The organism is Micromonospora sp. BRA006-A (assembly GCF_033433935.1).
In the GTDB taxonomy this organism is placed as follows: Bacteria; Actinomycetota; Actinomycetes; order Mycobacteriales; family Micromonosporaceae; genus Micromonospora; species Micromonospora aurantiaca.
The window spans coordinates 3,554,422-3,575,532 of record NZ_JANCLW010000001.1 but is presented as its reverse complement, the minus strand read 5'-3'; the positions used below and the strand labels follow the sequence as shown (position 1 = coordinate 3,575,532).

Genomic DNA, 21,111 nt, shown 5'->3' with positions numbered 1-21,111 from the left:
GAATGCGCCGGGCGGCGACGGGTACGCCTGTCGGGTGCGCGGTCGACGGCCGTGCGCCCCACCGGAAGGAGAGACCCGTGGTCAAGCCGCAGCAGGAGGAACTGCGCCGGAACGACCTCGGCGCCACCAGCCAGGACAGCCGCAAGACGGCCACCCAGGCGGGCGGCCGTTCGCGAGGCCGTGGCACGTCGAACGCGGACGCGGGGCGGCCCGTCCCCAGGGGACAGGTGTCGCCGTACGGCCCGGCCGGTGAGCCGGTGGCCGACGACGAGAGCTAACCGCGAGCCGACGCCGGCCGCAGCCGCCGCCAGGTGGCTGCGGCCGACAGCCCGTACGCCAGGTGGGGGACCAGGTCGGAGACCCAGTCGCTGCGCCGCCAGGTGCGCGGGTCGGTCACGCCCAGCGCCGTCATCCCGCCGTCCGAGGTGGCCATCACCCCGCCGCCGAGCAGCACCGTGGCCAGCGGCAACGGCATCCGCCGCCGCGCGGCGAGCAGGCCGAACGCGGTGCCCGCGGTGATGCCTGTGGCGTAGCCGAGCAACGGCCCCAGACCGGAGCGGCGGTTCTCCGCCTCGTCACCGGGGCCCAGGTCGACGTGCGTGACGTCGGCCAGCCGTCCGGCGACCGATTCGGGGGTGCTGCTGGCCGGCCGGGCCCGCAGCGCCATGTCGAGGTACGAGACCGCGTTGAGGACGGCGCTGCCGACGGCGCCCGCGATGGCGCCGTCGACAACCGCTGCCGTCCTCACTTCGGGTCACCCGGTTCCCGGTTGCCCTTGGGGCCGTAGGTCCGTTCTCCCCGGACCACACCGCGTTGCCCCCTGTCGTCCTGGAGGATCCGGTTGGCGACCTGGTTCGCCTCCTTGTCGGACGCCCGTCCGGACTGCTCGACGAGGTCGCGAAGGCGTGCCCGCTGCTTGTCGTACGCGTTGCTGCCCGGCCGTGGTCCTGGCATCTCTGCCTCCTGCGGATCGCTGTCGGCTGACCGTAGGCGTCTACCCGCCCGGGCCGGGACCAACCGTTGCCGGGCGGATCCCCTCCCGGCCGGACCGCCGCTCAGCCGGGGCGGCTGGGCGCTGCTCAATCGGCGGCGCGGACCACAGCCACCGGGCAGGCGGAACGGTGCAGGATCCCCTGGCTCACCGAGCCGAGCAGCAGCCCGCCCAGCTCGCCCCGGCCCTGCCGGCCCACCACGACCAGCTGGGCCTCGGCCGACGCGGCGGTCAGCGCCGCGACCGGTTTGGCGCGTACCGCCTCGGTGTGCAACGGCAGGTCCGGCCAGCGGTCACCGATCCCGGCGAGCGCCCCGGTGAGCACCCGCTCCTCCTCGGCGTCGTCCCGGCCGCGCGGGCGGGCGTGTACCACGCGCAGCGCGGCGCCGCGTGCGGACGCGGTCTCGGCGGCGAACTCGACAGCGGCGCGCGACAGCGTCGAGCCGTCCACGCCGGCCACGACCGGGCCGCCGTCGTGGGCGATGCCGCGCGCGATCAGCACCGGGCAGTCGGCGTACGAGGCGACCTGCACCGCCACCGACCCGATCACGAGCGCGGCGAAGCCACCCAGGCCGCGATCGCCGAGCACGACCAGGGCGGCGGTGGGGGACTCGCCGAGCAGCACCGCTGCCGCCTCCCCGTCGATGATCTCGCCGGTGACGCGCAGCCCCGGCGACTCGGCCTCGGCCACCGCCACCGCGTCGGTGACCAGTTGCTCGGCCTGGTTGCGCAGCCCGGCGCCGGGTGGCGAACCGGCCGGCGCGGAGACCGGTACGCGCAGCAGCGGCCAGATGAACCCGTGGACGACCCGCAGCGGGCGGTTGCGCAGCCGTGCCTCCCGGGCCGCCAGGCGGACCGCCCGGGTGGACGGTTCGGAGCCGTCCACCCCGACCACCACCGCGGCCCCGTTCGCCGAGTTCACCAGTACCTCCTCGTGGCCGGTGCTCCCGCGGCCAGTATCGCGGCCCGGACGGCCGGCCCGGGGCGATACCGCCGGGGTCGCCCGGTGGGTACGCTGGCGTGCAGCGCCCAGGGGAGGGAGCCCCGTCGATGGATCAGCCGGACGGACCGAGCACCGCCCGCATGATCGACTATTGGCTCGGCGGCCGGCACCACCGCCCGGTCGACGTCGCCGCGGCCGCCGCGTTCGAGGCGGCGTACGGGCCCTGCGCGGAGATCTTCCGGTCGCTGCGCGGATTCCTCGGCCGCACCGTGCGGGCCATGACGGCCGACGGGATCGACGGCTTCCTGGTCTTCGGCGCGGGCGTGCCCACCTGCGGCAACGTGCACGAGGTCGCACCGGAGGCGACGGTCCTCTACACCGACGTGGACCCGGAGACGGTCCGGCTGGGCCGGAGCCTGCTCGACGGCAGCGACCGGGCCGGGTACGGCTACGGCGACGCCACCGACATCGGGTCCGTCGACCGGGCGCAGCTGCACCGGTTCGTGCCGGGCTGGGGGAGACGGCCGGTGGGTGTGATCTTCCTCGGGCTGGCGGCGTTCCTGGACGACGACACGCTGGCCCGTACGCTCGACGAGCTGTACCAGGCGGTGGCGCCGGGCAGCCGGCTGGCGATCGACTTCGACACCGAGGAGCTGGCCGGGCACCCGGAGGCGTTGGCCATGATGGGTCCGGCGTTCCGGATGCGGGCGCCGGAGCGGTTCGCGCCGCTGCTGGGCCGCTGGCAGCCGACCGGCGACGGCATCGTGCCGGTGGCGCGGTGGCGGCCGGCCGGTGAGCCCGAGCCGGTGCCGGACGCGTTCCACGGCGCGCTGGCGGTGCGCCCGGCCCGCTGAGCCGGTCCCTGTCACACCCGGCCGAGGCGGGGCGTTCGCCGTCGGGGGGCCTTCGTATGATGTTTGCTCTGTAGCAATAGTCGTCATCGGAGGATGAGCATGCCGGAGGCGTCCGGATCGGTGTCGCGTGCCCTGCGCACGGCGCCACCCGACCAGCTGGCGGAGACCGCGGACGCGGTGCTGCGCCAGACGCTCGGGGCCGCGCGGGCGGAGGTGTTCGTCGCCGACTACCGCGCCAGCGGACTCTGGCCGGTGCTCGACCCGGACGTGCCCGACGGCGGCCCGCTGCTGGCCCACAGCGTCGCGCAGCGCTGTTTCAGCAGCCAGGAGCCGGTGCTGGACATCGTCGAGGAGGGCCGCTGCCGCGCCTACCTGCCGTTGTCGGTGTGGGGGGAGCGGCTCGGCGTGCTGATGGTGGAGCTGCCCGGCGATCCGGACCCGGCCACTGTGGAGGCCGCCCGCGACGCCGCCGGTGAGCTGGCCGTGGCGATCCGCGCGGCGGACCGGGAGACCGACCGCTACCGGCGCGCCCGGCGGCGGGAGCGGCTGAGCATGGCCGCCGAGATGCAGTGGGACCTGTTGCCGGGGCGCAGCGTACGGATCGGTGACGCGCTGCTCGCCGGGCAGCTCGAACCGGCGTACACGGTGGGCGGTGACCACTTCGACTGGTCGGTGGACGGCGACCGCCTCACCCTCACCGTGCTCAACGGCACCGGCAGCGGGCTGGCCGCGTCGATGCTCACGGCGATGACGGTGAACGCGATGCGCAACGCCCGGCGTTCCGGCGGGAGCCTGGTCGAGCAGGCGGAGCTGGCCTCGGACACCATCTACTACCAGCACCGGGGGAGCCGGCACGTGGCCACGCTGTTGCTCGAGCTGGACAGCCGCCGGGGCGTGATGCGCGCGGTCGACGCCGGTTCGCCGCAACTGCTGCGGCTGCGCGGGGGACGCGTCACACCGATCGCGCTGGAGCAGCAGCTGCCGCTGGGCATGTTCGCCGAGACGCGCTACGACGTGCAGGAGTTCACTCTGGAGCCGGGCGATCGCCTCTTCGTGGTCAGCGACGGCGTGTACGCGGCGGAGCCCGACGAGCAGGAGCCGTACGGTGTCCGGGCGATGGCGCGCGCGATGCGGTCGACTCGGCTGCAGCCGGCGACCGAGGCAGTTGGTACGGTGATGCGCGAACTGCATGCGTACCATGCCGACGCGGATCTCCGTGACGACGCGGTCGTCGTCTGCCTGGACTGGCGCCGCTCCAGCCGGTCCGACGACGTGACGGGGCAGTGAGCGGGCCGGCGGAGCGAACACGAGCGGGACGATCGCAGGGGACAGCGAGTGGAGCGACCTCCGAATCTTGCCGCGGCCATCGAGTCGGCTGCGGAGGCGCTCATCGGTGTGCTCGACTCCGCGACCTCCCGGCACACCGTCAGCGTCTCGCCCACCCAGTTGCGGGTACTGTCGCTGATCGTGTCGCATCCGGACACCAACGTGAACCGGCTGGCCGAGCTGCTGGACGTGGTCCCGTCGTCGGCGAGCCGGCTCTGCGACCGCCTGGAGGCGGTCGGCCTGCTGCGCCGGGTGGCCGACCCGCGCGACCGGCGGGAGGTGCGGCTGATCCCGACCGCTGCCGCCGACACGCTGCTGCGCGACCTCCAGGAGAGACGCCACCGGGCGGTGCAGGCTGTGCTCGACCGGATGCCCCACCGGGTGCAGCACGAGCTGCTGCTGGCGCTGGTGGCGTTCAGCCAGGCCGCGACGGCCACCGCCCCGCAGGCCGGCTCGGACTCGACCGCCCGCACCGCCTGACCTCTCGCACCGCCGTCCGTCCTGCCTTCCACCGCTCGACTAGTGTCCTAGGATGCCTTAGCGGTTGTGACGGCCGACACCGTGACACCACTGAGCAACGGCGCAGCGGGCATCCGGGGGAGAAGGGCGAGCCCGATATAGTGGCAGCGCAACTGGGCGGCCCGTGATCACCACGAGGACGGGCCGCGTCGGGGAGGTCCCAGCCCGGGATCACAGAGGGCGCCGGCGTCTGACCGGCCGGCAACGCGCACGTCCCTCCAGCGGCCGTTCATCCGGCTGCCGGACCGTGCTGCGAAGGGAGGGTTCGGTGTCGCGTCGGCCGGCTCCAGCGGAGCAACCGGATTCCGGGACCGCCACGGTGGTGGGAGACCGCGTCCTCACGCTGCCCAACCTGATCAGCTTCGTCCGGCTCGTCGGCGTGCCGATCTTCCTCTACCTGTTCCTCGTGGTCCGGGCCGACGTCGCCGCCATCGCGGTGCTCGCCGTGGGCGGCACCAGCGACTGGGTGGACGGCTGGATCGCCCGCCGCCTGGGCCAGGTGAGCCGGCTCGGTGAGCTGCTCGACCCGCTCGCCGACCGCCTCTACATCCTCGCCACGCTGCTCGCCTTCACCGCCCGCGAGGTGGTGCCCTGGCAGTTCACCGGGGCGCTGCTGGCCCGGGAACTGCTGCTGCTGGTGTCCCTCGGGGTGCTGCGCCGCTACGGCTACGGCCCGCCGCCGGTGCACTACGTCGGCAAGACCGCGACGTTCCTGCTGCTCGCGGCGTTCCCGATCCTGCTGCTCGCAGACGCCGTGCCGGACGCCGGCACCGCGGCCGGCGCGATCGGCTGGGGGCTGGCCTGGTGGGGCCTGGTCCTCTACTGGGTCGCCGGCGCGATGTACGTGGTGCAGGCGAGCCGTCTCGTGCGAGCCATGCGGGCCCGGCGTACGGAGGCACCGGCATGACCACCTCGCCGCCACGGGACGGGCAGAACGAACGCGACCCCTCGAACCGGGTGTACGCGCCGGACTTCCTGACCGAACTGTTCCGCAATCCGCTGGACCCGGGGTACCGGGACGCGGCGGAGCGCCGGGCGACGGGCTCGATGTCGCGGGTGCGGGAGGTGCTCGGCCGGCCGGTGAGCCTGCTGGTGCTGGCGCTGATCGGGTTCCTGTTCGCGGTGGCGTACCGGGAGACGATGGCGGAGGAGCCGAGCCGCGCGACGGCGCGGGCGGGCCTGGTCGCGGAGATCAAGGGGCGTGAGGCGGAGACGGACCGGTTGACCGAGCGCGCCGAGCAGTTGCGTGAGGATGTCAGCCGGCAGCGGGACGCGACGTTGAGCGGTTCGCAGGCGTCCCGGTTGCGCACGCTGGAGGCGGGCACCGGCCTGGCCCGGGTGCGCGGGGACGGCGTGGTGGTGCGGCTGGCCGACGCGGCGGCGGACCAGGACGGTGTGACGACCGGGGACGCGGGTCCGTCGCGGGTGCTGTATTCGGATCTGCAGAAGGTCGCGAACGCGTTGTGGGCGTCGGGTGCCGAGGCGGTGGCGGTGAACGGCCAGCGGTTGACGGCGACGTCGACGATCCGTTCGGCGGGTGAGGCGATCCTGGTGGACTACCGGCCGGTGACGGGCCCGTACGAGGTGCAGGCGATCGGGCCTCGGTCGATGCGGGACCGGTTCGACGAGAGCCGGGCGGCGGCGTTGATGCGTGAGGTGGCGCGGAAGACGGGTCTGTCGTTCGGGGTGAAGCGGGTCGGTGACCTCACCCTGCCGGCGGCGCCGCAGCCGCGGCTACGCTACGCCGAGCCTCCGGCGACCCCGGGTCCGAGCGCGAGTGCGGGTGCGCGCCCGTCGGGTTCGGGTACCGCCGGTTCGCCGAGTCCCGGGTCGTCCGGCCCGGGTGGTTCTTCCAGCCCTTCGGGAGGTGGCCGATGATCGCGGTGCTGGCGTTGCTCGCCGGTGTGGTGCTCGGGGTGTATCTGGACCCCACGGTGCCGGCGGCGTTGCAGCCGTATCTGCCGATCGCTGTGGTGGCCGCGTTGGACGCGGTGTTCGGCGGGGTGCGGGCGAAGCTGGACCGGATCTTCGACGACAAGCAGTTCGTGGTGTCGTTCATCTCGAACGTGCTGGTGGCGGGTCTGATCGTGTACCTGGGTGACCAGTTGGGCGTGGGCGGTCAGTTGTCCACGGGTGTGGTGGTCGTGCTCGGGGTGCGCATCTTCGGAAACGTGGCGGCGATCCGCCGGCACCTGTTCCGGGCGTAGGTTTGTGGCGATGAGCGAGGAACACAGGGAGACGGGTACCGGGTGGCCGCGGCCGGGGGAGCCGGCGCGGCCGTCGGGTCCGGCGGGTGAGCCGGATCCGCGCCCGGACGCGCCCGATCCGGACGAGTTGAGCCCGTTGGCGCCGGCGGAGCCGGTGCCGGACGAGGCGGTGGAGCCCGCGGAGCGGGAGGCGGTGCCGGAGTCCGAGCCGGAGCCGGGTGCGGCGGCGGGTGGGTCGTCGGTGGCGCGGCGGTTCTCGTCGGCGGGCGCGATGATCGCGGTGTTGCTGGCGTTGCTGGGTTTCACGCTGGTGGTGCAGTTCAAGACGACGTCGACGGATCCGACGCTCGCGGCGGCGCGGGAGGAGGACCTGGTGCGGATCTCGTCGGATCTGGATTCGCGGGAGCGGCGGCTGCGCCAGGAGATCGAGTTGCTGGAGGAGAGCCAGCGGCAGCTGCGGTCGGGTGAGCAGGGCCGGCAGGCGGCGCTGGAGGAGGCGACGCGGCGGGCGGACGAGCTGGGCATTCTGGCGGGGACGTTGCCGGCGGTGGGTCCGGGTCTTGAGGTGCGATTCTCGGGGCCGGCCGAGGCGGTGTCGTCGGCGGGGATCCTGGATGCGGTGCAGGAGCTGCGGGGTGCGGGCGCGGAGGCGATGCAGATCCAGGGCGCGGACGGTACGGCGGCGCGGATCATCGCGTCGACGTATTTCGTGGACGGGCCGGACGGTGCGCTGGTGGTGGACGGGCGGCGGTTGACGGGTCCGTTCACGATCATGGTGATCGGTGATCCGGCGACGATGCGTACGGCGTTGAACATTCCCGGCGGGGTGGTCGCATCGGTGGGGAAGGCCGGCGGTAACGTGACCTCCGAGGATCGTGAGGTTGTGGAGGTTTCGCAGCTGCACGCGCCGATCAAGCTGGACCACGCCCGGCCGGTCTCGTGACCGGTCGCGGCCGCGCCGGTTTCTCCGGTGCACCGATGACGAAGGACGCAGTTGGTGATTCCTGAGGATCTGCGGTACACCGCCGAGCACGAGTGGGTGGTCGGTGGTGACGGTGGTGTCGTCCGCGTCGGTATCACGCACTTCGCGCAGGACGCCCTGGGTGACATCGTGTTCGTGCAGCTGCCGGACGCCGGTGCGGTGGTGGCGGCTGGTGAGTCGCTGGGCGAGATCGAGTCGACGAAGAGCGTGTCGGAGATCTACGCGCCGCTGAGTGGCACGGTGACGGCGCGCAACGAGGCGTTGGCCGACACCCCTGAGGTGATCAACACGGATCCGTACGGTGCGGGGTGGTTGGTGGAGATCACTCCGGATGATCCGGCGGCGGTCGAGGGTCTGCTGACCGCTGATGCGTACCGCGAGCTCACCGAGAGCTGAGTTCGTGCTGTTCCGGGCGGCGGCGAGGTTCCGCGCGTCCGGTTGCCCTGCATTTCGGCGCTGGCTAGGCTCGCCCAGTCGACCGAGAACCAATAGTTTGAGCGTTGCGGAATGCGCCTTCCCGGGCACGGGGAGCCAGCCGCCGGGTGTGGTGTTGCCCGGCGGCCAGACCCGCCATTCCCTGACGCCGACCGAACAGATCCGTGAGGTGGTCCCATGACGCGCCCAGACGACGAGTTCCCCCCGCTCGACGTCACTTCGACGCTCAATCTCGGCTCGCTCGACGAAGTGCTGGAGGGCCCGGACACCGATGTGGTGCCGAGCCGGATGTCCGGTTCGTTGCCGCCGGGTATGGCGTTGCTGGTGGTTCGCCGGGGTCCGAATGCGGGTGCCCGGTTCCTGTTGGACCACGATGTGACGACGAGTGGGCGGCATCCGGACAGTGACATCTTCCTCGACGACGTGACGGTGTCGCGGCGGCACGCGGAGTTCCACCGTGACGGTGGGACGTTCACGGTGCGGGATGTGGGCAGCCTGAACGGCACGTACGTGAATCGTGAGCGGGTCGAGGCGGCGACGTTGAGCAACGGTGACGAGGTGCAGATCGGCAAGTTCCGGGTGGTGTTCATCGCCGGTCCGCGCCCGGAGGAGGAGGCCGGCCGGGGGTGAACGAGCCTGCGGCTTCGACGCCGTCCGGGGCGGCGCGGGCGCCTGCGCTGATGAGTATCGGCGAGGTGCTGGCGCAGTTGCGGCCGGAGTTTCCGGACGTCACGATCTCGAAGTTGCGGTTCCTGGAGGCCGAGGGCCTGGTGGAGCCGCAGCGGACGCCGGCGGGTTATCGGAAGTACGGCTGGGACGATGTGGCGCGGTTGCGGTTCGTGTTGACCGCGCAGCGGGATCAGTACCTGCCGTTGCGGGTGATCCGGGAGCAGTTGGCCCAGTGGGACGGGTCTGGTCCGTCGCCGGGGCGGGGGCGGCCGAATCTGGTGGCTGTGGGTCCGGGTGGTGAGGTTCCGGGCCGGGAGCCGGTGGAGTCGGTCGAGTCGTCGGAGGTGCGGCTGGACCGGGCGGGTCTGATCGCTCGTAGTGGTGTGGACGAGTCGACGCTCGCGGAGTTGGAGCGGCTGGGTGTGCTGGTGTCGGATCCGCCGGGGTGGTACGACGCGGATGCGTTGATCATCGCGAGTGCGGTGGCGGGTCTGGCGGCGTACGGGCTGGAGCCTCGGCATCTGCGGGCGTACCGGTCGGCGGCGGATCGTGAGGTCGGGTTGTTCGCGCAGTTGGTGGCGCCGTTGGCGCGGCAGAGCGATCCGGCGGCGCGGGCTCGGGCGGCGGAGACGGCGCGGGAGTTGGTGGCGTTGTCGCAGCGGTTGCACGCGGCGTTGGTGCGGGTGGGGCTGCGGTCGACGCTGGGCCGGTGAGTCGGTGCGAGGGGCCGGGTGCGTGTGCGCCCGGCCCCTCGTCGTCTGTCGGCGCGGAAAGATCTGGTGCGCGGAGCGTGTCGTAGGCTTGCCGGGGTATGCCCGTCCGGCGAGGCGTGGTGCACGTAGCGCGTGGGACTCCCGTGTCCTGGTCCGTGTACCGTGCAGGGAAGGGCGCGGTGCAAGGTGACGACGACACGGAGGCGGCGGTGCGCGAGCTGAGCGTGGTCGGAGTTCGGGTGGAGTTGCCCAGCAACCAGCCGATCGTCCTGCTGCGGGAGGTCGAGGGGGACCGCTATCTGCCGATCTGGATCGGCGCGGTCGAGGCGACGGCGATCGCTTACGAGCAGCAGGGGGTCAAGCCGGCCCGGCCGTTGACGCACGATCTTCTGCGGGATGTGCTGACGGCGTTGCAGGCGCCGTTGCGGGCGGTGGAGATCACCGAGTTGAAGGAGAACGTGTTCTACGCGGATCTGCTGCTCGGTGACGGTGTCCGGGTGTCGGCGCGGCCGAGTGACTCCATCGCGTTGGCGTTGCGGGTGGGTGCTCCGATTCGTTGTGCGGAGCAGGTCCTCAGCGAGGCGGGGATCGTGATCCCGGACGAGCAGGAGGACGAGGTCGAGAAGTTCCGGGAGTTCCTGGATCAGGTGCGTCCGGAGGACTTCGCGGGTTGAGGTGTCCCGCCCGGGTGGTGGCGCGGCGTGTCGCGGTGTCTCCTGCGGGTGAAGTGCGGGGGGCGGCGTTAGGGTTGCCGTGTCGAGTGGTGCGCGTACGGGGAATCGACGCGGCACCGCCACGGGCGCGGGGAGGTTGGTCCGATGCACGAGCCGCGGGATCCTGGTCCGGGTGTGGAACAGCAGGCGGGTGTGGGGCCCGATCCGGCCGGTGACGGCGAGGTCGGCTACCGGGGTGTGACCGCGTGTTCGGCGGTGGGGATCAGTTACCGGCAGCTCGACTACTGGGCGCGTACGGCGCTGGTGGTGCCGAGTGTGCGCGACGCGTCGGGTTCGGGGACGTCGCGGTTGTACTCGTTCCGCGACCTGGTGGTGTTGAAGGTCGTGAAGCGGCTGCTGGACGCCGGGGTGTCGTTGCAGAACATCCGTAAGGCGATCGAGGCGTTGCGGTCGCGTGGGGTGGACGATCTGGCGGGCATCACGTTGATCTCCGACGGGACGACTGTGTACGAGTGCCGGTCGCCGGAGGAGGTGGTCGATCTGTTGCAGGGCGGCCAGGGCGTGTTCGGCATCGCGATCGGTGGTGCGTTCAAGGAGATCCAGGGTTCGTTGTCGCATCTGCCGGCGGAGCCGGTGGGCGGGCAGGAGCCGGCCGTGCCGGCGGTGGAGCCGGAGTCGGACTCGGAGTCGGTGGGTGACGAGCTGGCGGCGCGCCGGGCGCGGCGCCGGGCCGGGTGACCTGCGTCGCGTCTCGTTGACGGGATCGCGCCGCGCCCGAAAAGGGTGTGGCGCGATTCGTGTTCTGGTGACGGGGTGTGGTTCTTTCCCGCGGACCGGGGCGGGTGGACGGTGCCCACCGGGGCGGGTGTGAGTCGCCGCAGGTCACGGCACGTGCGCACGGGATGTCCGAAAAGGACGGTACGTCGTCCATGTTGACGGCTCGTGTCCGGCCGGATGCGGTGCGTCCACCGATTCGCGCCGCGTCGTTCACTGTCCGTGATTGACAGTTCTCGGGATCGGCACAGGGCGGTCGTGAACTGTGCCGGCGAGCGCGCTATGGTCCGTTCCGGTCGTCGGCGTGTCGACGTCACGGTGGAACGCTGTGTGACGCCGCGCCGGACGGCGAACCCCTGCCGCGGCGCTGCCCGCGGACCCCTGGTGGAAGGACCGAGCATGACGGTGACGAGCGAGACCACCCCGATCTCCCACTACGAGCGCATCGGTGGCGCGGCCGCGGTGAAGGCCGCGGTGGAGCTGTTCTACGACAAGGTGCTGGCCGATCCGGATCTGGCCGGCTACTTCGCCGACGTGGACATGGTGGAGCAGCGGCGGCACCTGGCGCTCATGCTGGCGGTGGTGCTCGGCGGCCCCAACGAGTACGCGGGCCGTGGCCTGGACGAGGCGCACCAGCCGCTGAACATCACCGGTGAGCACTACGCGAAGGTCGGTGAGCACCTGACCGCGACGCTGGTGGAGCTGGGTGTGCCGGCGGACGTGATCGCCGACGTGCAGGTCGTGCTCGGGCAGGTGCGGGAGCAGGTCGTGTCGGCGGGGGACGCCTGAGCGTGGACGTCGCACGGCTCAAGCAGAGCTGGTCCCTGGTCGCCGGGCACGGCGACCAAGTGCCGCTCTACTTCTATTCGACGCTGTTCCTGGCACATCCGGAGACCCGGCAGATGTTCCCCACGAACATGGCCGGGCAGCGGGACCGTCTGGTGGCCGCGCTGGGGCATGTGGTGTCCCACGTGGACCAGGTGGACCGGCTGGTCGGGTTCCTGCGGGATCTCGGCGCGGATCACCGGAAGTTCGCGGTGCGCGCCGAGCACTACCCGGCGGTCGGTGAGGCGTTGCTGGCGACGTTGCGGCATTTCTGCGGCGACGCGTGGACCGAGGAGCTGGCCGCCGACTGGGCCGCCGCGTACGGGCTGGTGGCGCAGGTGATGACCGAGGGCGCGCAGGCCGCGGAGTCGAAGTCGCCGCCGTGGTGGGTGGCGGAGGTGCTGACGCACGAGCAGCGCACGTTCGACGTGGCGGTGCTGACCGTACGCCCGCAGTATCTGCTGCCGTTCACGCCCGGCCAGTCGATCGGGGTGTCGCATCCGGCGGTGCGGTCGTGGCGGTACTACTCGCCGGCGAACGCGCCGCGGCCGGACGGCACGGTGGAGTTGCACGTGCGGGCCGCGCCGGGTGGTGTGGTGTCGTCGCGTCTGGTGTACGGGTGCGCGGCCGGTGACCAGATCCACCTGGCGTCGCCGGTGGGGGACCGGTTGACGTTGTGGCGGGCCGGGGCGTCGGATCTGCTGCTGCTCGCCGGTGGTACCGGCTGGGCGCCGGTGAAGGCGCTGGTGGAGCAGGTCGCGGCGGAGGGTTCGGGGCGGCGGGTGGACCTGTACGTGGGTGCCCGGTCGCGGATGGAGTTCTACGACAGCGAGGCGATCGACAAGCTGGCGGCGACGCATCCGTGGCTGCGGGTGTCGTACGTGGCCGGTGCGGATCCGGCCCGGCCGGGTGAGTCGGTGCGTATCGCCGACCGGGTGCTGGCCGACGGGGACTGGCGGTCGCGGCACGTGTACGTGTGCGGCTCGGACGAGATGGTGGGTCATTCGGTGGCGGCGTTGACCGGTGCCGGGTTCCAGCCGGGTCAGGTGCATCACGAGGGTTACGGCAAGCACTGGTACGGCCCGGCGTGGCGGACGATGACGGGGGCTGACGAGTCGGAGGTGAACCGGTGAGCGCGGGTCCGATCAGCAGTTACGACGCGCAGCAGGTGTCCGGTCCGGTGCAGGTGCGGTTGACCTCGGACCGGGTGCGTCGGTGGGAGTTCGGGTCGGCGGCGTTCACCCGCCGCGGCTATGACCAGACCGATGTGGACCGGTTCCGGTTGCAGGTGGCCGACGAGCTGGATCTGCTGGCGGCGCAGGTGGCGAACCTGCGGGCGGAGAACGAGCGGCTCAACGACCATCTGGAGCTGCACCGGCACGGGGTGATCCCGAGCACGGAGGCGGCGGTGGCGCCGGCGGCGAAGGAGGTCAACCTGTTGTCGGCGGCGCAGCGGGAGGCCGAGCAGATCATCGCGCAGGCCCACGACTACGCGCGCCGGGTCGCCGAGTACGCCCGTACCCAGTATGAGAGTTACATGCGGGCGGCGGCGGAGGAGGCGAAGCGGGAGGCCGAGCGGGCGGTGACGGAGTACCGCAGCGCGGCCGGGAGCGGCTTCGACGACTCGGTGGCGACGCGTGAGGCGTTGCGGATCTTCGGCGAGATGATGATCTCGCACATGCAGGCGGCGGCCCGGCACCTCGACGACGGCAGTGAGCAGTTGTCACGCACGATGGAGCGCATCGCGCGGGAGTTGCCGCAGGGCGGCGGGGCCGCGCCGCAGCCGGCGTTGTCGCGGCACCAGCGTTGAGCGGTGTCCCGGCCCGCGCGTGATCGCGGGCCGGGACGCGCCGGCGGGTGTCAGGCGGTGACGGCGGCGATCGCGTCGGCGATGGGGGTGTCCCCGCCGACGAGTTCCAGGGTGTGCCCGGCGGTGGCCGGGGCGTACAGCAGGGCGAGCAGCACCCGGGCCACGTCGGCGCGGCTGATCGCGCCGGGTTCGACGTGCCGGGCCAGGGTGATCCGGCCGCCGGGTTCGTCGTCGGTGAGGCGGCCGGGCCCCAGCACCGTCACGTCGAGGTCCCGCGCGGTGACGTCGTCCTCGGCGGCCTTCTTGGCCCGCAGGTACGCCGCCCACACGTCGTCGGTGCCTTCAGCCGGTGCGGCGTCCACGCCCATGGAGGAGACCAGCAGGTAGCGGCGTACTCCGGCGCGGGTGGCGGCGTCGGCGAGCAGCACGGCGGCGCCGCGGTCGACGGTGTCCTTGCGGCCGGCGCCGCTGCCGGGTCCGGCGCCGGCGGCGAACACGACTGCGTCGGCGCCGGCCAGGTGGGCGGCGAGGGTGCCGGCGTCGGTGTGTTCCAGGTCGCACACGACCGGTTCGGCGCCGGCGGCGCGTAGCGCGGCGGCGTGGTCGGGGTTGCGGATCAGCCCGAGCGCGGTGTCTCCGCGTCCGGCCAGTTCCCGCTCCAGCAGTTTGGCGATCTTTCCGTGCCCTCCGGCGATGACGACGCGCATGGGCTCAACCTAGCCCGGTACACCGCCCGCCGCCGGGCGACCGGCTTCGTCGATCATGAGGTTGGCGGCCCGGCACGCCGGCCCGGACGACCGCCGACCTCATGATCGACGAAGTGGGGTGGGCGGGGAGGGGCAGCGAGCGGCGCGGCGAGGGACCATGGACGGGTGAGTGAGGCGTTCGAGGAGTTGACGCGGCTGGTGGCCGCCGGGGACGTGGTGGTGCTCAGCGGCGCGGGCCTGTCCACCGAGTCGGGCATCCCGGACTACCGGGGGCCCAGCGGCGCGGCGCGCCGGCACACCCCGATGACGTACCAGGATTTCACCCGTGATCCGCTGGCCCGGCGTCGGTACTGGGCGCGCAGCCACCTGGGCTGGCAGACCATCGCCCGGGCGGTGCCCAACGACGGGCACCGGGCGGTGGCGCGGCTGCAGAACGCCGGGCTGCTCGGCGGGATCATCACGCAGAACGTCGACGGGCTGCACACCGCCGCCGGCGCCACCGGTGTGATCGAACTGCACGGCCGCCTCGACGAGGTGACGTGCCTGGACTGCGGCAACGCCACGGGCCGCGACGAGCTGCACCGGCGCCTGTCCGAGGCGAATCCGGGTTTCGACGCCCGGGTGGCGCGCGTCAACCCCGACGGTGACGTGGATCTGCCCGACGAGGCGGTGACCGGGTTCCGCACCGTCGACTGCGCGCTCTGCGGCACCGGCATGTTGAAACCGGACGTGGTGTTCTTCGGCGAGACGGTCCCCGCCCCGCGTGTCGCGGACTGTTTCGCGCTCGTCGAGCGGGCCCGGGCGCTGCTGGTGCTCGGCTCGTCGTTGACGGTGATGTCGGGCCGGCGGTTCGTGCTGCGGGCGGCCCGCCACGGCATCCCGGTGGCGATCGTCAACCAGGGCGTCACCCGCGGCGACGGGTACGCCGCGCTGCGCCTGGACGCCCCGCTGGGCGCCACCCTGTGCGCGCTGGCCGACCGGTGCGCGGCGGCTCCGGCGCCGGTGTGATCAACCCCCGGGACATGAGCCGGAAACACGCCCGCTGGTAGCGTTGGGGGTGCCGGTACCACCCACGTGGGAGAGACCGTCGACCCGACGGCGCCGAAGGGGCAGATTCTCCCCGGAACCTCTCAGGCAAAAGGACCACGTGGGCAGGCGCTGTGGAGCGCGTCAGCGCGACTCAGGGGGAGGCCGACCCGTCGACCTCGCCCCACCAAGGAGCGCAGCGCATGACCGCAGAGCAGTTCGCCGACCGGCACATCGGCCCCGGCCGCGACGACGAACGCCGGATGCTGGACACCGTCGGTTACGGCTCCGTCGACGAGCTGATGGACGCGGCGATCCCCGAGGTGATCCGCTGGCACGGCACCCTCGACCTGCCCGCCCCGGCCGGCGAGCGGGAGGCCATCGCCGAGCTGCGCGCCCTCGCGTCGCGCAACACCGTCGCCGTGTCCATGATCGGCCTCGGGTACCACGGCACGCACACCCCGGCGGTGATCCGCCGCAACGTGCTGGAGAACCCCGCCTGGTACACCGCGTACACGCCGTACCAGCCGGAGATCAGCCAGGGCCGGCTGGAGGCGCTGCTGAACTTCCAGACCATGGTCACCGACCTGACCGGGTTGGCCACGGCGAACGCCTCGATGCTCGACGAGGGCACCGCCGCGGCCGAGGCGATGACGCTCGCCCGCCGCGCGTCCAAGAGCAAGAGCCCGGTGTACGTGGTCGACGCCGACGCGCTGCCGCAGACCGTCGCGGTGATCGCCGGCCGGGCCGAGCCGCTCGGCATCGAGGTGCGCGTGATCGACGTCGAGCGCGACGAGTTGCCGGCGGAGTTCTTCGGTCTGCACCTGCAGTACCCGGGCGCGTCCGGGGCGGTCCGTGACCATCGGGCGCTGGTCGAGGCGGCGCACGGCGTGGGCGCGCTGGTGACGGTCGCGGCGGACCTGCTGGCGTTGACGCTGCTGCGCCCGCCGGGCGAGATCGGCGCCGACATCGCCGCCGGCACCACCCAGCGCTTCGGCGTGCCGATGGGCTTCGGCGGGCCGCACGCCGGTTACCTGGCGGTGCGCTCGGGCCTGGAGCGGATGCTGCCCGGCCGCCTGGTCGGGGTGTCCCGCGACGCCGACGGGAACCCGGCGTACCGGCTGGCGTTGCAGACCCGCGAGCAGCACATCCGCCGGGAGAAGGCGACAAGCAACATCTGCACCGCCCAGGTGCTCCTCGCGGTGATGGCCGGCATGTACGCCGTCTACCACGGCCCGGACGGGCTGCGCGCCATCGCCCGGCGTACCCACGAGGCGGCGGCGCGGCTCGCGGCCGGGCTGCGCGCCGGCGGCGTCGAGGTCGCGGACGTCGCGTTCTTCGACACCGTCACCGCGATCGTGCCGGGCCGCGCCGCCGAGGTGGTGGCCGCCGCCGCCGAGCGTAACGTGAACCTGCGTCTGGCCGACGCCGACCGGGTCGGCATCTCCTGCGACGAGACCACCACGCCCGCGCACCTTCAGGCGGTGTGGGCGGCGTTCGGCGTCGACGGGTTCGACGGCGACACCGATACGGCCCTGCCGGACGGGCTGGCCCGCACGTCGGACTTCCTCACCCACCCGGTGTTCCACAGCCACCACTCGGAGACGGCGATGCTGCGCTACCTGCGCCGCCTGGCCGACTTCGACTACGCGCTGGACCGCGGCATGATCCCGCTGGGGTCGTGCACGATGAAGCTCAACGCCACCACCGAGATGGAACCGATCACCTGGCCGGAGTTCGCGCACCTGCACCCGTTCGCGCCGGACGCGCAGACCGCCGGGTACCGGGAGCTGATCGCGCAGCTGGAGGGCTGGCTGGCCGAGGTCACCGGCTACGACGCGGTCAGCGTGCAGCCGAACGCCGGGTCGCAGGGTGAGCTGGCCGGGCTGCTGGCGATCCGCGGCTACCACCGGGAGCGCGGCGAGGCCCACCGGGACGTGTGCCTGATCCCGTCGTCGGCGCACGGCACCAACGCCGCGTCCGCCGTCATGGCCGGCATGCGGGTCGTGGTGGTCGGCTGCGACGCCGACGGCAACGTCGACCTGGTCGACCTCGACGCGAAGATCGACAAGCACCGGGACGCGCTCGCCGCGATCATGGTGACGTACCCGTCGACGCACGGCGTGTACGAGACCGGCATCGCCCAGCTGTGCGCGAAGGTCCACGACGCGGGCGGTCAGGTGTACGTCGACGGCGCGAACCTCAACGCGCTGGTCGGGTTCGCCAAGCCGGGCCGGTTCGGGGCGGACGTGTCGCACCTGAACCTGCACAAGACGTTCTGCATCCCGCACGGCGGCGGCGGCCCCGGCGTGGGCCCGGTGGCGGTGCGTTCGCACCTGGCGCCGTTCCTGCCCGGTGACCCGCTCGGCGCGCGCGCCGACGGGCGGCCGGCGATCTCGGCGGCGAACCACGGGTCGGCGGGGATCCTGCCGATCCCGTGGGCGTACCTGCGGATGATGGGCGCCGGCGGGCTGGCCCGCGCCACCGGCGTGGCCGTCCTGGCCGCGAACTATGTGGCGGCGCGGCTGCGGGCGCACTTCCCGGTGCTGTACGCCGGCAACAAGGGCCTGGTCGCGCACGAGTGCATCCTGGACCTGCGGCCGTTGACCAAGGCCACCGGTGTGAGCGTCGACGACGTGGCGAAGCGGCTGATCGACTACGGCTTCCACGCGCCGACGATGTCGTTCCCGGTGGCCGGGACGCTGATGGTGGAGCCGACCGAGAGCGAGGATCTGGCCGAGCTGGACCGCTTCTGCGACGCGATGATCGCGATCCGGGCGGAGATCGACAAGGTCGGCTCGGGGGAGTGGCCGGCGGGGGACAACCCGCTGTCCAACGCGCCACACACGGCGGCGATGGTGTCGGCCGACGAGTGGCCGCACCCGTACCCGCGGTCGGTGGGCGCCTACCCGGCGGGTGTGGACCGGGCGGGCCGCTACTGGCCACCGGTGCGGCGCATCGACGGCGCGTACGGCGACCGGAACCTGGTCTGCTCGTGCCCCGCGCCGGAGGCGTTCGAGGACTGAGCGGCTGACGCCGGGGCGGTGGGCTCTCGCCGCCCCGGCCGGCGCGCCGGACGGTCATGGCCGGCGCGTACGCTCACTGACGCTGCGTGATCGCTCAGGCGACGAGGGCGTGGCGGGCCGGACCCCGGTGCGGGGCGATGGTGCGCCCGTCGGGGAGCAGCTCACCGGTGTCCTCGAAGACGATGACACCGTTGCAGAGCAGGCTCCAGCCCTGCTCAGGGAAGCAGGCGAGGACGCGGGCGGCCTCTCGGTCGGTCGCGTCGGCGGAGGGGCAGGTGGGCTGGTGCTGACACATCGGGTTCTCCGGACTGTGGGGGCACTGTGTCATGGTTCACATGACCAGTGACGCACAGTACCAAGGAAAACTGAGCGGCAACGAGCAAGGATGCGTCTTGTTCACCCAGAATGGGCTGAACGGATGACCCGTAACGGCCCGGACGTCGTGGAAGCGCTCCCACAGGTGGAGGTCGATGCACCCGGCGCCCCGCCCGGATGCCGCCGCCGAATCGTCGAGACCGCTCGGCTTTACTGGCGAATCGGCGACGGCGGCGACCCCGCCGACCTGGCCCAACGCTTCCTCGCCGCACACGGCATCGACCGCGACGACCTCACCCGGCCCGGCCGCCACGACCCGGACGCCGCGGTGTGCGGTGCCGCGCTGTATCTGTCCGCCGCCGCCGGCGCGTACGCCATCGGCGTGTCGCCCGGCGCGCCCAGCCCCGCGCCGGCGCTGCCCGACCTGGTCGTGGTCGTCTACCACCACACCGGCCGCCCGGCCGCGCCCCGGCCACCGGCCCCGGAGCCGTGGCGGCTCGGCGACTGGCGGGACAGCTGGACCCCGGCCGCGCACGCCGACGCCGTCGGCGCGGTCCGCGCCGCCATCGCCCGCGGCGACGTCTACCAGGTCAACATCGTCGGCCACGCCGCCGCCGGCTACACCGGCGACCCGCGCACCGCGCTGGCCCGCCTCGCCGCGCTACCAGGTGCCCGCTACGGCGGCACCCTGCACGGCCCCGGCTGGGCACTCGGCTGCGCCTCCCCGGAGACCCTCATCGCCGTCGAACACGGCCGGCTGGTCACCCGCCCCATCAAGGGCACCCGCCCGGCCACGGCCGCCGGACGCCGCGACCTGCTCGCCTCGGCCAAGGAACGCGCCGAACACGTCATGATCGTCGACCTGGAACGCAACGACCTCGCCCGCATCGCCCGCACCGGCTCGGTGCGCGTCGACGAGCTGTTCGCCGTACGCCGCTGGTGTGACCTGTGGCAGGCGGAGTCCACGGTGTCGGCGGCGCCCGCCGACGGCCTCGGCCTGGCCGACCTGCTGCGCGCCGTCTGCCCCGGCGGCTCGGTCACCGGCGCACCCAAACACGCCGCCCTGGCGCACATCGGCGCGCTGGAGCCGGTCGGTCGCGGCGCGAGCATGGGCGCGCTCGGCTGGGTCGGCCCCGACCGCCTCGACCTGGGCCTCACCATCCGCACCGCCGCCGCCGACGGGAACCTGCTGCACCTGTGGGCCGGGGGAGGCATCACCTGGGACAGCGACCCGGCCGCCGAGGTCGCCGAGGCCGCCGCCAAGGCCGCCCCGATCCGCGCCCTGCTCGCCGGCTGACGGCTCGGCGCCCGGCCTTTTCGCGGCGGCTCTGCTGGGCGGTAGCGGTCGTGCGCGGCGCGCTCAGCCGGCGGCGGCGAACTCGTCGAGGGCGGCGACGACCCGCTCGCTGATGCCGTGCCCGCCGCCGTGCCCGCCGGACTCCACGATCTCCAGCCGCGCGTCAGGCCAGTCCCGGGTCAGCTGCCACGCGATGTCCGGCGGGCCGCTGACGTCCAACCGGCCCTGCACCAGCACCCCCGGAATGCCCGCCAGCCGGTACGCGTCGCGCAGCACCTGCCCGTCCGGCTGGAAACCCCGGTTCGTGAAGTAGTGCGTCACCAGCCGGGCGAACCCGTACCGGAACACCGGATCGGCGAACCGCGGATCCGGCGCGAACCCGCCCGCGAGCGACACGTGCACGTCCTCCCAGTCACACCAGTCCCGCGCCGCCCGTTCCCGCACCGCCGGGTCCGGGTCGTTCACCAGCCGCGCGTACGCCGCCGACAGGTCACCGTCACGGTCGGCCTCCGGCACCCCGTCACGGAACCGCGCCCACTCCTGCGGGAACACCCGGCCCATGTCCCGGGTCAACCACACGATCTCCCGGTCGGTGTTGGCGACCACGCTGAACAACACCAGCGCGCTCACCCGATCCGGGTGCCGCTGCGCGTACGCCAGTGCCAGCGACGACCCCCACGAGGCGCCGCACAGCAGCCACCTGTCGATCCCCAGATGCGCGCGCAGCACCTCCATGTCGGCCAGCAGATGCCCGGTGGTGTTCACCGACAGGTCGGTCGACGGATCCGACGCCGGGGGAGTGCTGCGCCCACAGCCACGCTGGTCGAACAACACGATCCGGTACGCGGCCGGGTCGAACAGCCGCCGCCACGACGCGCCCGCACCCGAACCCGGCCCGCCGTGCACCACCAGCGCCGGCCGGCCGGCCGGGTTGCCGCACGTCTCCCAGTACACGCGCTGCCCGTCCCCGACGTCCAGCATCCCCTGCGCGTACGGCTCGATCGGCGGATACATACGG

General features: G+C 72.9%; 25 protein-coding genes and 1 riboswitch. Of the genes, 19 read left to right on the top strand and 6 right to left on the bottom strand.

The genetic code is table 11. From position 1 onward, the window contains the following. Window positions 1-77 precede the first annotated feature (77 nt). Window positions 78-278, top strand: a complete 201-nt coding sequence (locus NMK34_RS16240; protein ID WP_318334106.1) for a hypothetical protein — start codon at window positions 78-80, stop codon at window positions 276-278. Here the strand turns inward: NMK34_RS16240 and NMK34_RS16235 are convergent. The 3 genes from NMK34_RS16235 to NMK34_RS16225 form a co-directional block, all read right to left on the bottom strand. Further along, window positions 275-748, bottom strand: a complete 474-nt coding sequence (locus NMK34_RS16235; protein ID WP_318334105.1) for a hypothetical protein — start codon at window positions 746-748, stop codon at window positions 275-277. The genes NMK34_RS16240 and NMK34_RS16235 overlap by 4 nt on opposite strands. Further along, window positions 745-954 (bottom strand): hypothetical protein, encoded by a 210-nt coding sequence (locus NMK34_RS16230; protein WP_013286381.1) that lies wholly within the window; start codon window positions 952-954, stop codon window positions 745-747. Before NMK34_RS16230 ends, NMK34_RS16235 begins: the two co-directional genes overlap by 4 nt. Before the next feature lie 125 nt (window positions 955-1,079). Continuing rightward, window positions 1,080-1,913, bottom strand: a complete 834-nt coding sequence (locus NMK34_RS16225; RefSeq protein WP_318334104.1) for a universal stress protein — start codon at window positions 1,911-1,913, stop codon at window positions 1,080-1,082. A 128-nt stretch (window positions 1,914-2,041) separates the two neighbouring features. On the opposite strand from NMK34_RS16225, the gene NMK34_RS16220 reads away from it, so the two are divergent. The 15 genes from NMK34_RS16220 (at window position 2,042) to NMK34_RS16150 (ending at window position 13,722) form a co-directional block, all read left to right on the top strand. Beyond that, on the top strand, window positions 2,042-2,788 hold the full coding sequence (locus tag NMK34_RS16220) for an SAM-dependent methyltransferase (RefSeq protein ID WP_318334103.1): 747 nt from the start codon (window positions 2,042-2,044) through the stop codon (window positions 2,786-2,788). Between the two features lie 99 nt (window positions 2,789-2,887). Then, complete coding sequence (locus NMK34_RS16215; protein ID WP_318334102.1) at window positions 2,888-4,075, top strand: GAF domain-containing SpoIIE family protein phosphatase; 1,188 nt, start codon at window positions 2,888-2,890, stop codon at window positions 4,073-4,075. Window positions 4,076-4,123: 48 nt separating this feature from the next. Beyond that, a complete protein-coding gene (locus NMK34_RS16210; RefSeq protein WP_318334101.1) occupies window positions 4,124-4,594 on the top strand; it encodes a MarR family transcriptional regulator in 471 nt (156 codons plus the stop codon). 307 nt (window positions 4,595-4,901) lie between these two features. Next, complete coding sequence (locus NMK34_RS16205; RefSeq protein WP_402806276.1) at window positions 4,902-5,540, top strand: CDP-alcohol phosphatidyltransferase family protein; 639 nt, start codon at window positions 4,902-4,904, stop codon at window positions 5,538-5,540. Next, a complete protein-coding gene (locus NMK34_RS16200) occupies window positions 5,537-6,511 on the top strand; it encodes a DUF881 domain-containing protein (RefSeq protein ID WP_318334100.1) in 975 nt (324 codons plus the stop codon). Before NMK34_RS16205 ends, NMK34_RS16200 begins: the two co-directional genes overlap by 4 nt. Next, entirely contained in the window at window positions 6,508-6,840 is a 333-nt protein-coding gene (locus NMK34_RS16195; RefSeq protein ID WP_007071104.1) for a small basic family protein, read from the top strand. The genes NMK34_RS16200 and NMK34_RS16195 overlap by 4 nt, the downstream gene beginning before the upstream one ends. A gap of 10 nt (window positions 6,841-6,850) precedes the next feature. Continuing rightward, the gene (locus NMK34_RS16190) at window positions 6,851-7,783 is read left to right on the top strand and encodes a DUF881 domain-containing protein (protein WP_318334099.1); all 933 of its coding nucleotides are present in this window, start codon (window positions 6,851-6,853) and stop codon (window positions 7,781-7,783) included. Between the two features lie 54 nt (window positions 7,784-7,837). Continuing rightward, window positions 7,838-8,218, top strand: a complete 381-nt coding sequence (gcvH, locus tag NMK34_RS16185; protein WP_135240202.1) for a glycine cleavage system protein GcvH — start codon at window positions 7,838-7,840, stop codon at window positions 8,216-8,218. A gap of 216 nt (window positions 8,219-8,434) precedes the next feature. After that, window positions 8,435-8,887 (top strand): FHA domain-containing protein, encoded by a 453-nt coding sequence (locus NMK34_RS16180; protein ID WP_007071101.1) that lies wholly within the window; start codon window positions 8,435-8,437, stop codon window positions 8,885-8,887. 50 nt (window positions 8,888-8,937) lie between these two features. Beyond that, complete coding sequence (locus NMK34_RS16175; protein WP_318334098.1) at window positions 8,938-9,639, top strand: MerR family transcriptional regulator; 702 nt, start codon at window positions 8,938-8,940, stop codon at window positions 9,637-9,639. Between the two features lie 209 nt (window positions 9,640-9,848). Next, on the top strand, window positions 9,849-10,313 hold the full coding sequence (locus NMK34_RS16170; protein WP_174527870.1) for a bifunctional nuclease family protein: 465 nt from the start codon (window positions 9,849-9,851) through the stop codon (window positions 10,311-10,313). Between the two features lie 144 nt (window positions 10,314-10,457). Next, on the top strand, window positions 10,458-11,051 hold the full coding sequence (locus tag NMK34_RS16165) for a MerR family transcriptional regulator (protein ID WP_318334097.1): 594 nt from the start codon (window positions 10,458-10,460) through the stop codon (window positions 11,049-11,051). Window positions 11,052-11,486: 435 nt separating this feature from the next. After that, window positions 11,487-11,876, top strand: coding sequence for a group I truncated hemoglobin (locus NMK34_RS16160; protein WP_194803355.1), 390 nt, complete (start codon window positions 11,487-11,489; stop codon window positions 11,874-11,876). Between the two features lie 2 nt (window positions 11,877-11,878). Continuing rightward, entirely contained in the window at window positions 11,879-13,045 is a 1,167-nt protein-coding gene (locus NMK34_RS16155) for a globin domain-containing protein (RefSeq protein WP_318334096.1), read from the top strand. Then, window positions 13,042-13,722 carry a DivIVA domain-containing protein gene (locus NMK34_RS16150; RefSeq protein WP_135240198.1) on the top strand — a complete coding sequence of 227 codons (681 nt, stop codon included), beginning with the start codon at window positions 13,042-13,044 and terminating at the stop codon, window positions 13,720-13,722. The genes NMK34_RS16155 and NMK34_RS16150 overlap by 4 nt, the downstream gene beginning before the upstream one ends. A 50-nt stretch (window positions 13,723-13,772) precedes the next feature. Here NMK34_RS16150 and NMK34_RS16145 read toward each other — a convergent pair whose 3' ends face one another. After that, the gene (locus NMK34_RS16145; protein WP_318334095.1) at window positions 13,773-14,429 is read right to left on the bottom strand and encodes an NAD(P)H-binding protein; all 657 of its coding nucleotides are present in this window, start codon (window positions 14,427-14,429) and stop codon (window positions 13,773-13,775) included. 165 nt (window positions 14,430-14,594) lie between these two features. Between NMK34_RS16145 and NMK34_RS16140 the strand changes: the two genes are divergently transcribed. Then, the gene (locus tag NMK34_RS16140) at window positions 14,595-15,437 is read left to right on the top strand and encodes an NAD-dependent protein deacetylase (protein WP_318334094.1); all 843 of its coding nucleotides are present in this window, start codon (window positions 14,595-14,597) and stop codon (window positions 15,435-15,437) included. A gap of 57 nt (window positions 15,438-15,494) precedes the next feature. Continuing rightward, a riboswitch (glycine riboswitch) is annotated at window positions 15,495-15,585 on the top strand. 73 nt (window positions 15,586-15,658) lie between these two features. Beyond that, a complete protein-coding gene (gene gcvP / locus NMK34_RS16135; RefSeq protein ID WP_318334093.1) occupies window positions 15,659-18,481 on the top strand; it encodes an aminomethyl-transferring glycine dehydrogenase in 2,823 nt (940 codons plus the stop codon). Window positions 18,482-18,575: 94 nt separating this feature from the next. Here gcvP and NMK34_RS16130 read toward each other — a convergent pair whose 3' ends face one another. Continuing rightward, complete coding sequence (locus NMK34_RS16130; RefSeq protein WP_013286363.1) at window positions 18,576-18,776, bottom strand: DUF5999 family protein; 201 nt, start codon at window positions 18,774-18,776, stop codon at window positions 18,576-18,578. Between the two features lie 123 nt (window positions 18,777-18,899). Between NMK34_RS16130 and NMK34_RS16125 the strand changes: the two genes are divergently transcribed. Next, complete coding sequence (locus NMK34_RS16125) at window positions 18,900-20,093, top strand: chorismate-binding protein (protein WP_318334092.1); 1,194 nt, start codon at window positions 18,900-18,902, stop codon at window positions 20,091-20,093. A gap of 63 nt (window positions 20,094-20,156) precedes the next feature. Here the strand turns inward: NMK34_RS16125 and pip are convergent, their stop codons facing one another. Then, complete coding sequence (pip, locus tag NMK34_RS16120; protein WP_318334091.1) at window positions 20,157-21,107, bottom strand: prolyl aminopeptidase; 951 nt, start codon at window positions 21,105-21,107, stop codon at window positions 20,157-20,159. Window positions 21,108-21,111: the final 4 nt, after the last annotated feature.

Excerpts from the sequence above, each read along its gene's own strand:
- NMK34_RS16175 (WP_318334098.1), top strand. The coding sequence starts at position 8,938 with ATGAGTATCGGCGAGGTGCTGGCGCAGTTGCGGCCGGAGTTTCCGGAC.
- NMK34_RS16145 (WP_318334095.1), bottom strand. The coding sequence starts at position 14,429 with ATGCGCGTCGTCATCGCCGGAGGGCACGGAAAGATCGCCAAACTGCTG.
- NMK34_RS16200 (WP_318334100.1), top strand. The coding sequence starts at position 5,537 with ATGACCACCTCGCCGCCACGGGACGGGCAGAACGAACGCGACCCCTCG.
- NMK34_RS16130 (WP_013286363.1), bottom strand. The coding sequence starts at position 18,776 with ATGTGTCAGCACCAGCCCACCTGCCCCTCCGCCGACGCGACCGACCGA.
- NMK34_RS16165 (WP_318334097.1), top strand. The coding sequence starts at position 10,458 with ATGCACGAGCCGCGGGATCCTGGTCCGGGTGTGGAACAGCAGGCGGGT.
- NMK34_RS16220 (WP_318334103.1), top strand. The coding sequence starts at position 2,042 with ATGGATCAGCCGGACGGACCGAGCACCGCCCGCATGATCGACTATTGG.
- NMK34_RS16125 (WP_318334092.1), top strand. The coding sequence starts at position 18,900 with ATGACCCGTAACGGCCCGGACGTCGTGGAAGCGCTCCCACAGGTGGAG.
- NMK34_RS16190 (WP_318334099.1), top strand. The coding sequence starts at position 6,851 with ATGAGCGAGGAACACAGGGAGACGGGTACCGGGTGGCCGCGGCCGGGG.
- gcvP (WP_318334093.1), top strand. The coding sequence starts at position 15,659 with ATGACCGCAGAGCAGTTCGCCGACCGGCACATCGGCCCCGGCCGCGAC.
- NMK34_RS16215 (WP_318334102.1), top strand. The coding sequence starts at position 2,888 with ATGCCGGAGGCGTCCGGATCGGTGTCGCGTGCCCTGCGCACGGCGCCA.
- pip (WP_318334091.1), bottom strand. The coding sequence starts at position 21,107 with ATGTATCCGCCGATCGAGCCGTACGCGCAGGGGATGCTGGACGTCGGG.
- NMK34_RS16195 (WP_007071104.1), top strand. The coding sequence starts at position 6,508 with ATGATCGCGGTGCTGGCGTTGCTCGCCGGTGTGGTGCTCGGGGTGTAT.
- NMK34_RS16230 (WP_013286381.1), bottom strand. The coding sequence starts at position 954 with ATGCCAGGACCACGGCCGGGCAGCAACGCGTACGACAAGCAGCGGGCA.
- NMK34_RS16180 (WP_007071101.1), top strand. The coding sequence starts at position 8,435 with ATGACGCGCCCAGACGACGAGTTCCCCCCGCTCGACGTCACTTCGACG.
- NMK34_RS16160 (WP_194803355.1), top strand. The coding sequence starts at position 11,487 with ATGACGGTGACGAGCGAGACCACCCCGATCTCCCACTACGAGCGCATC.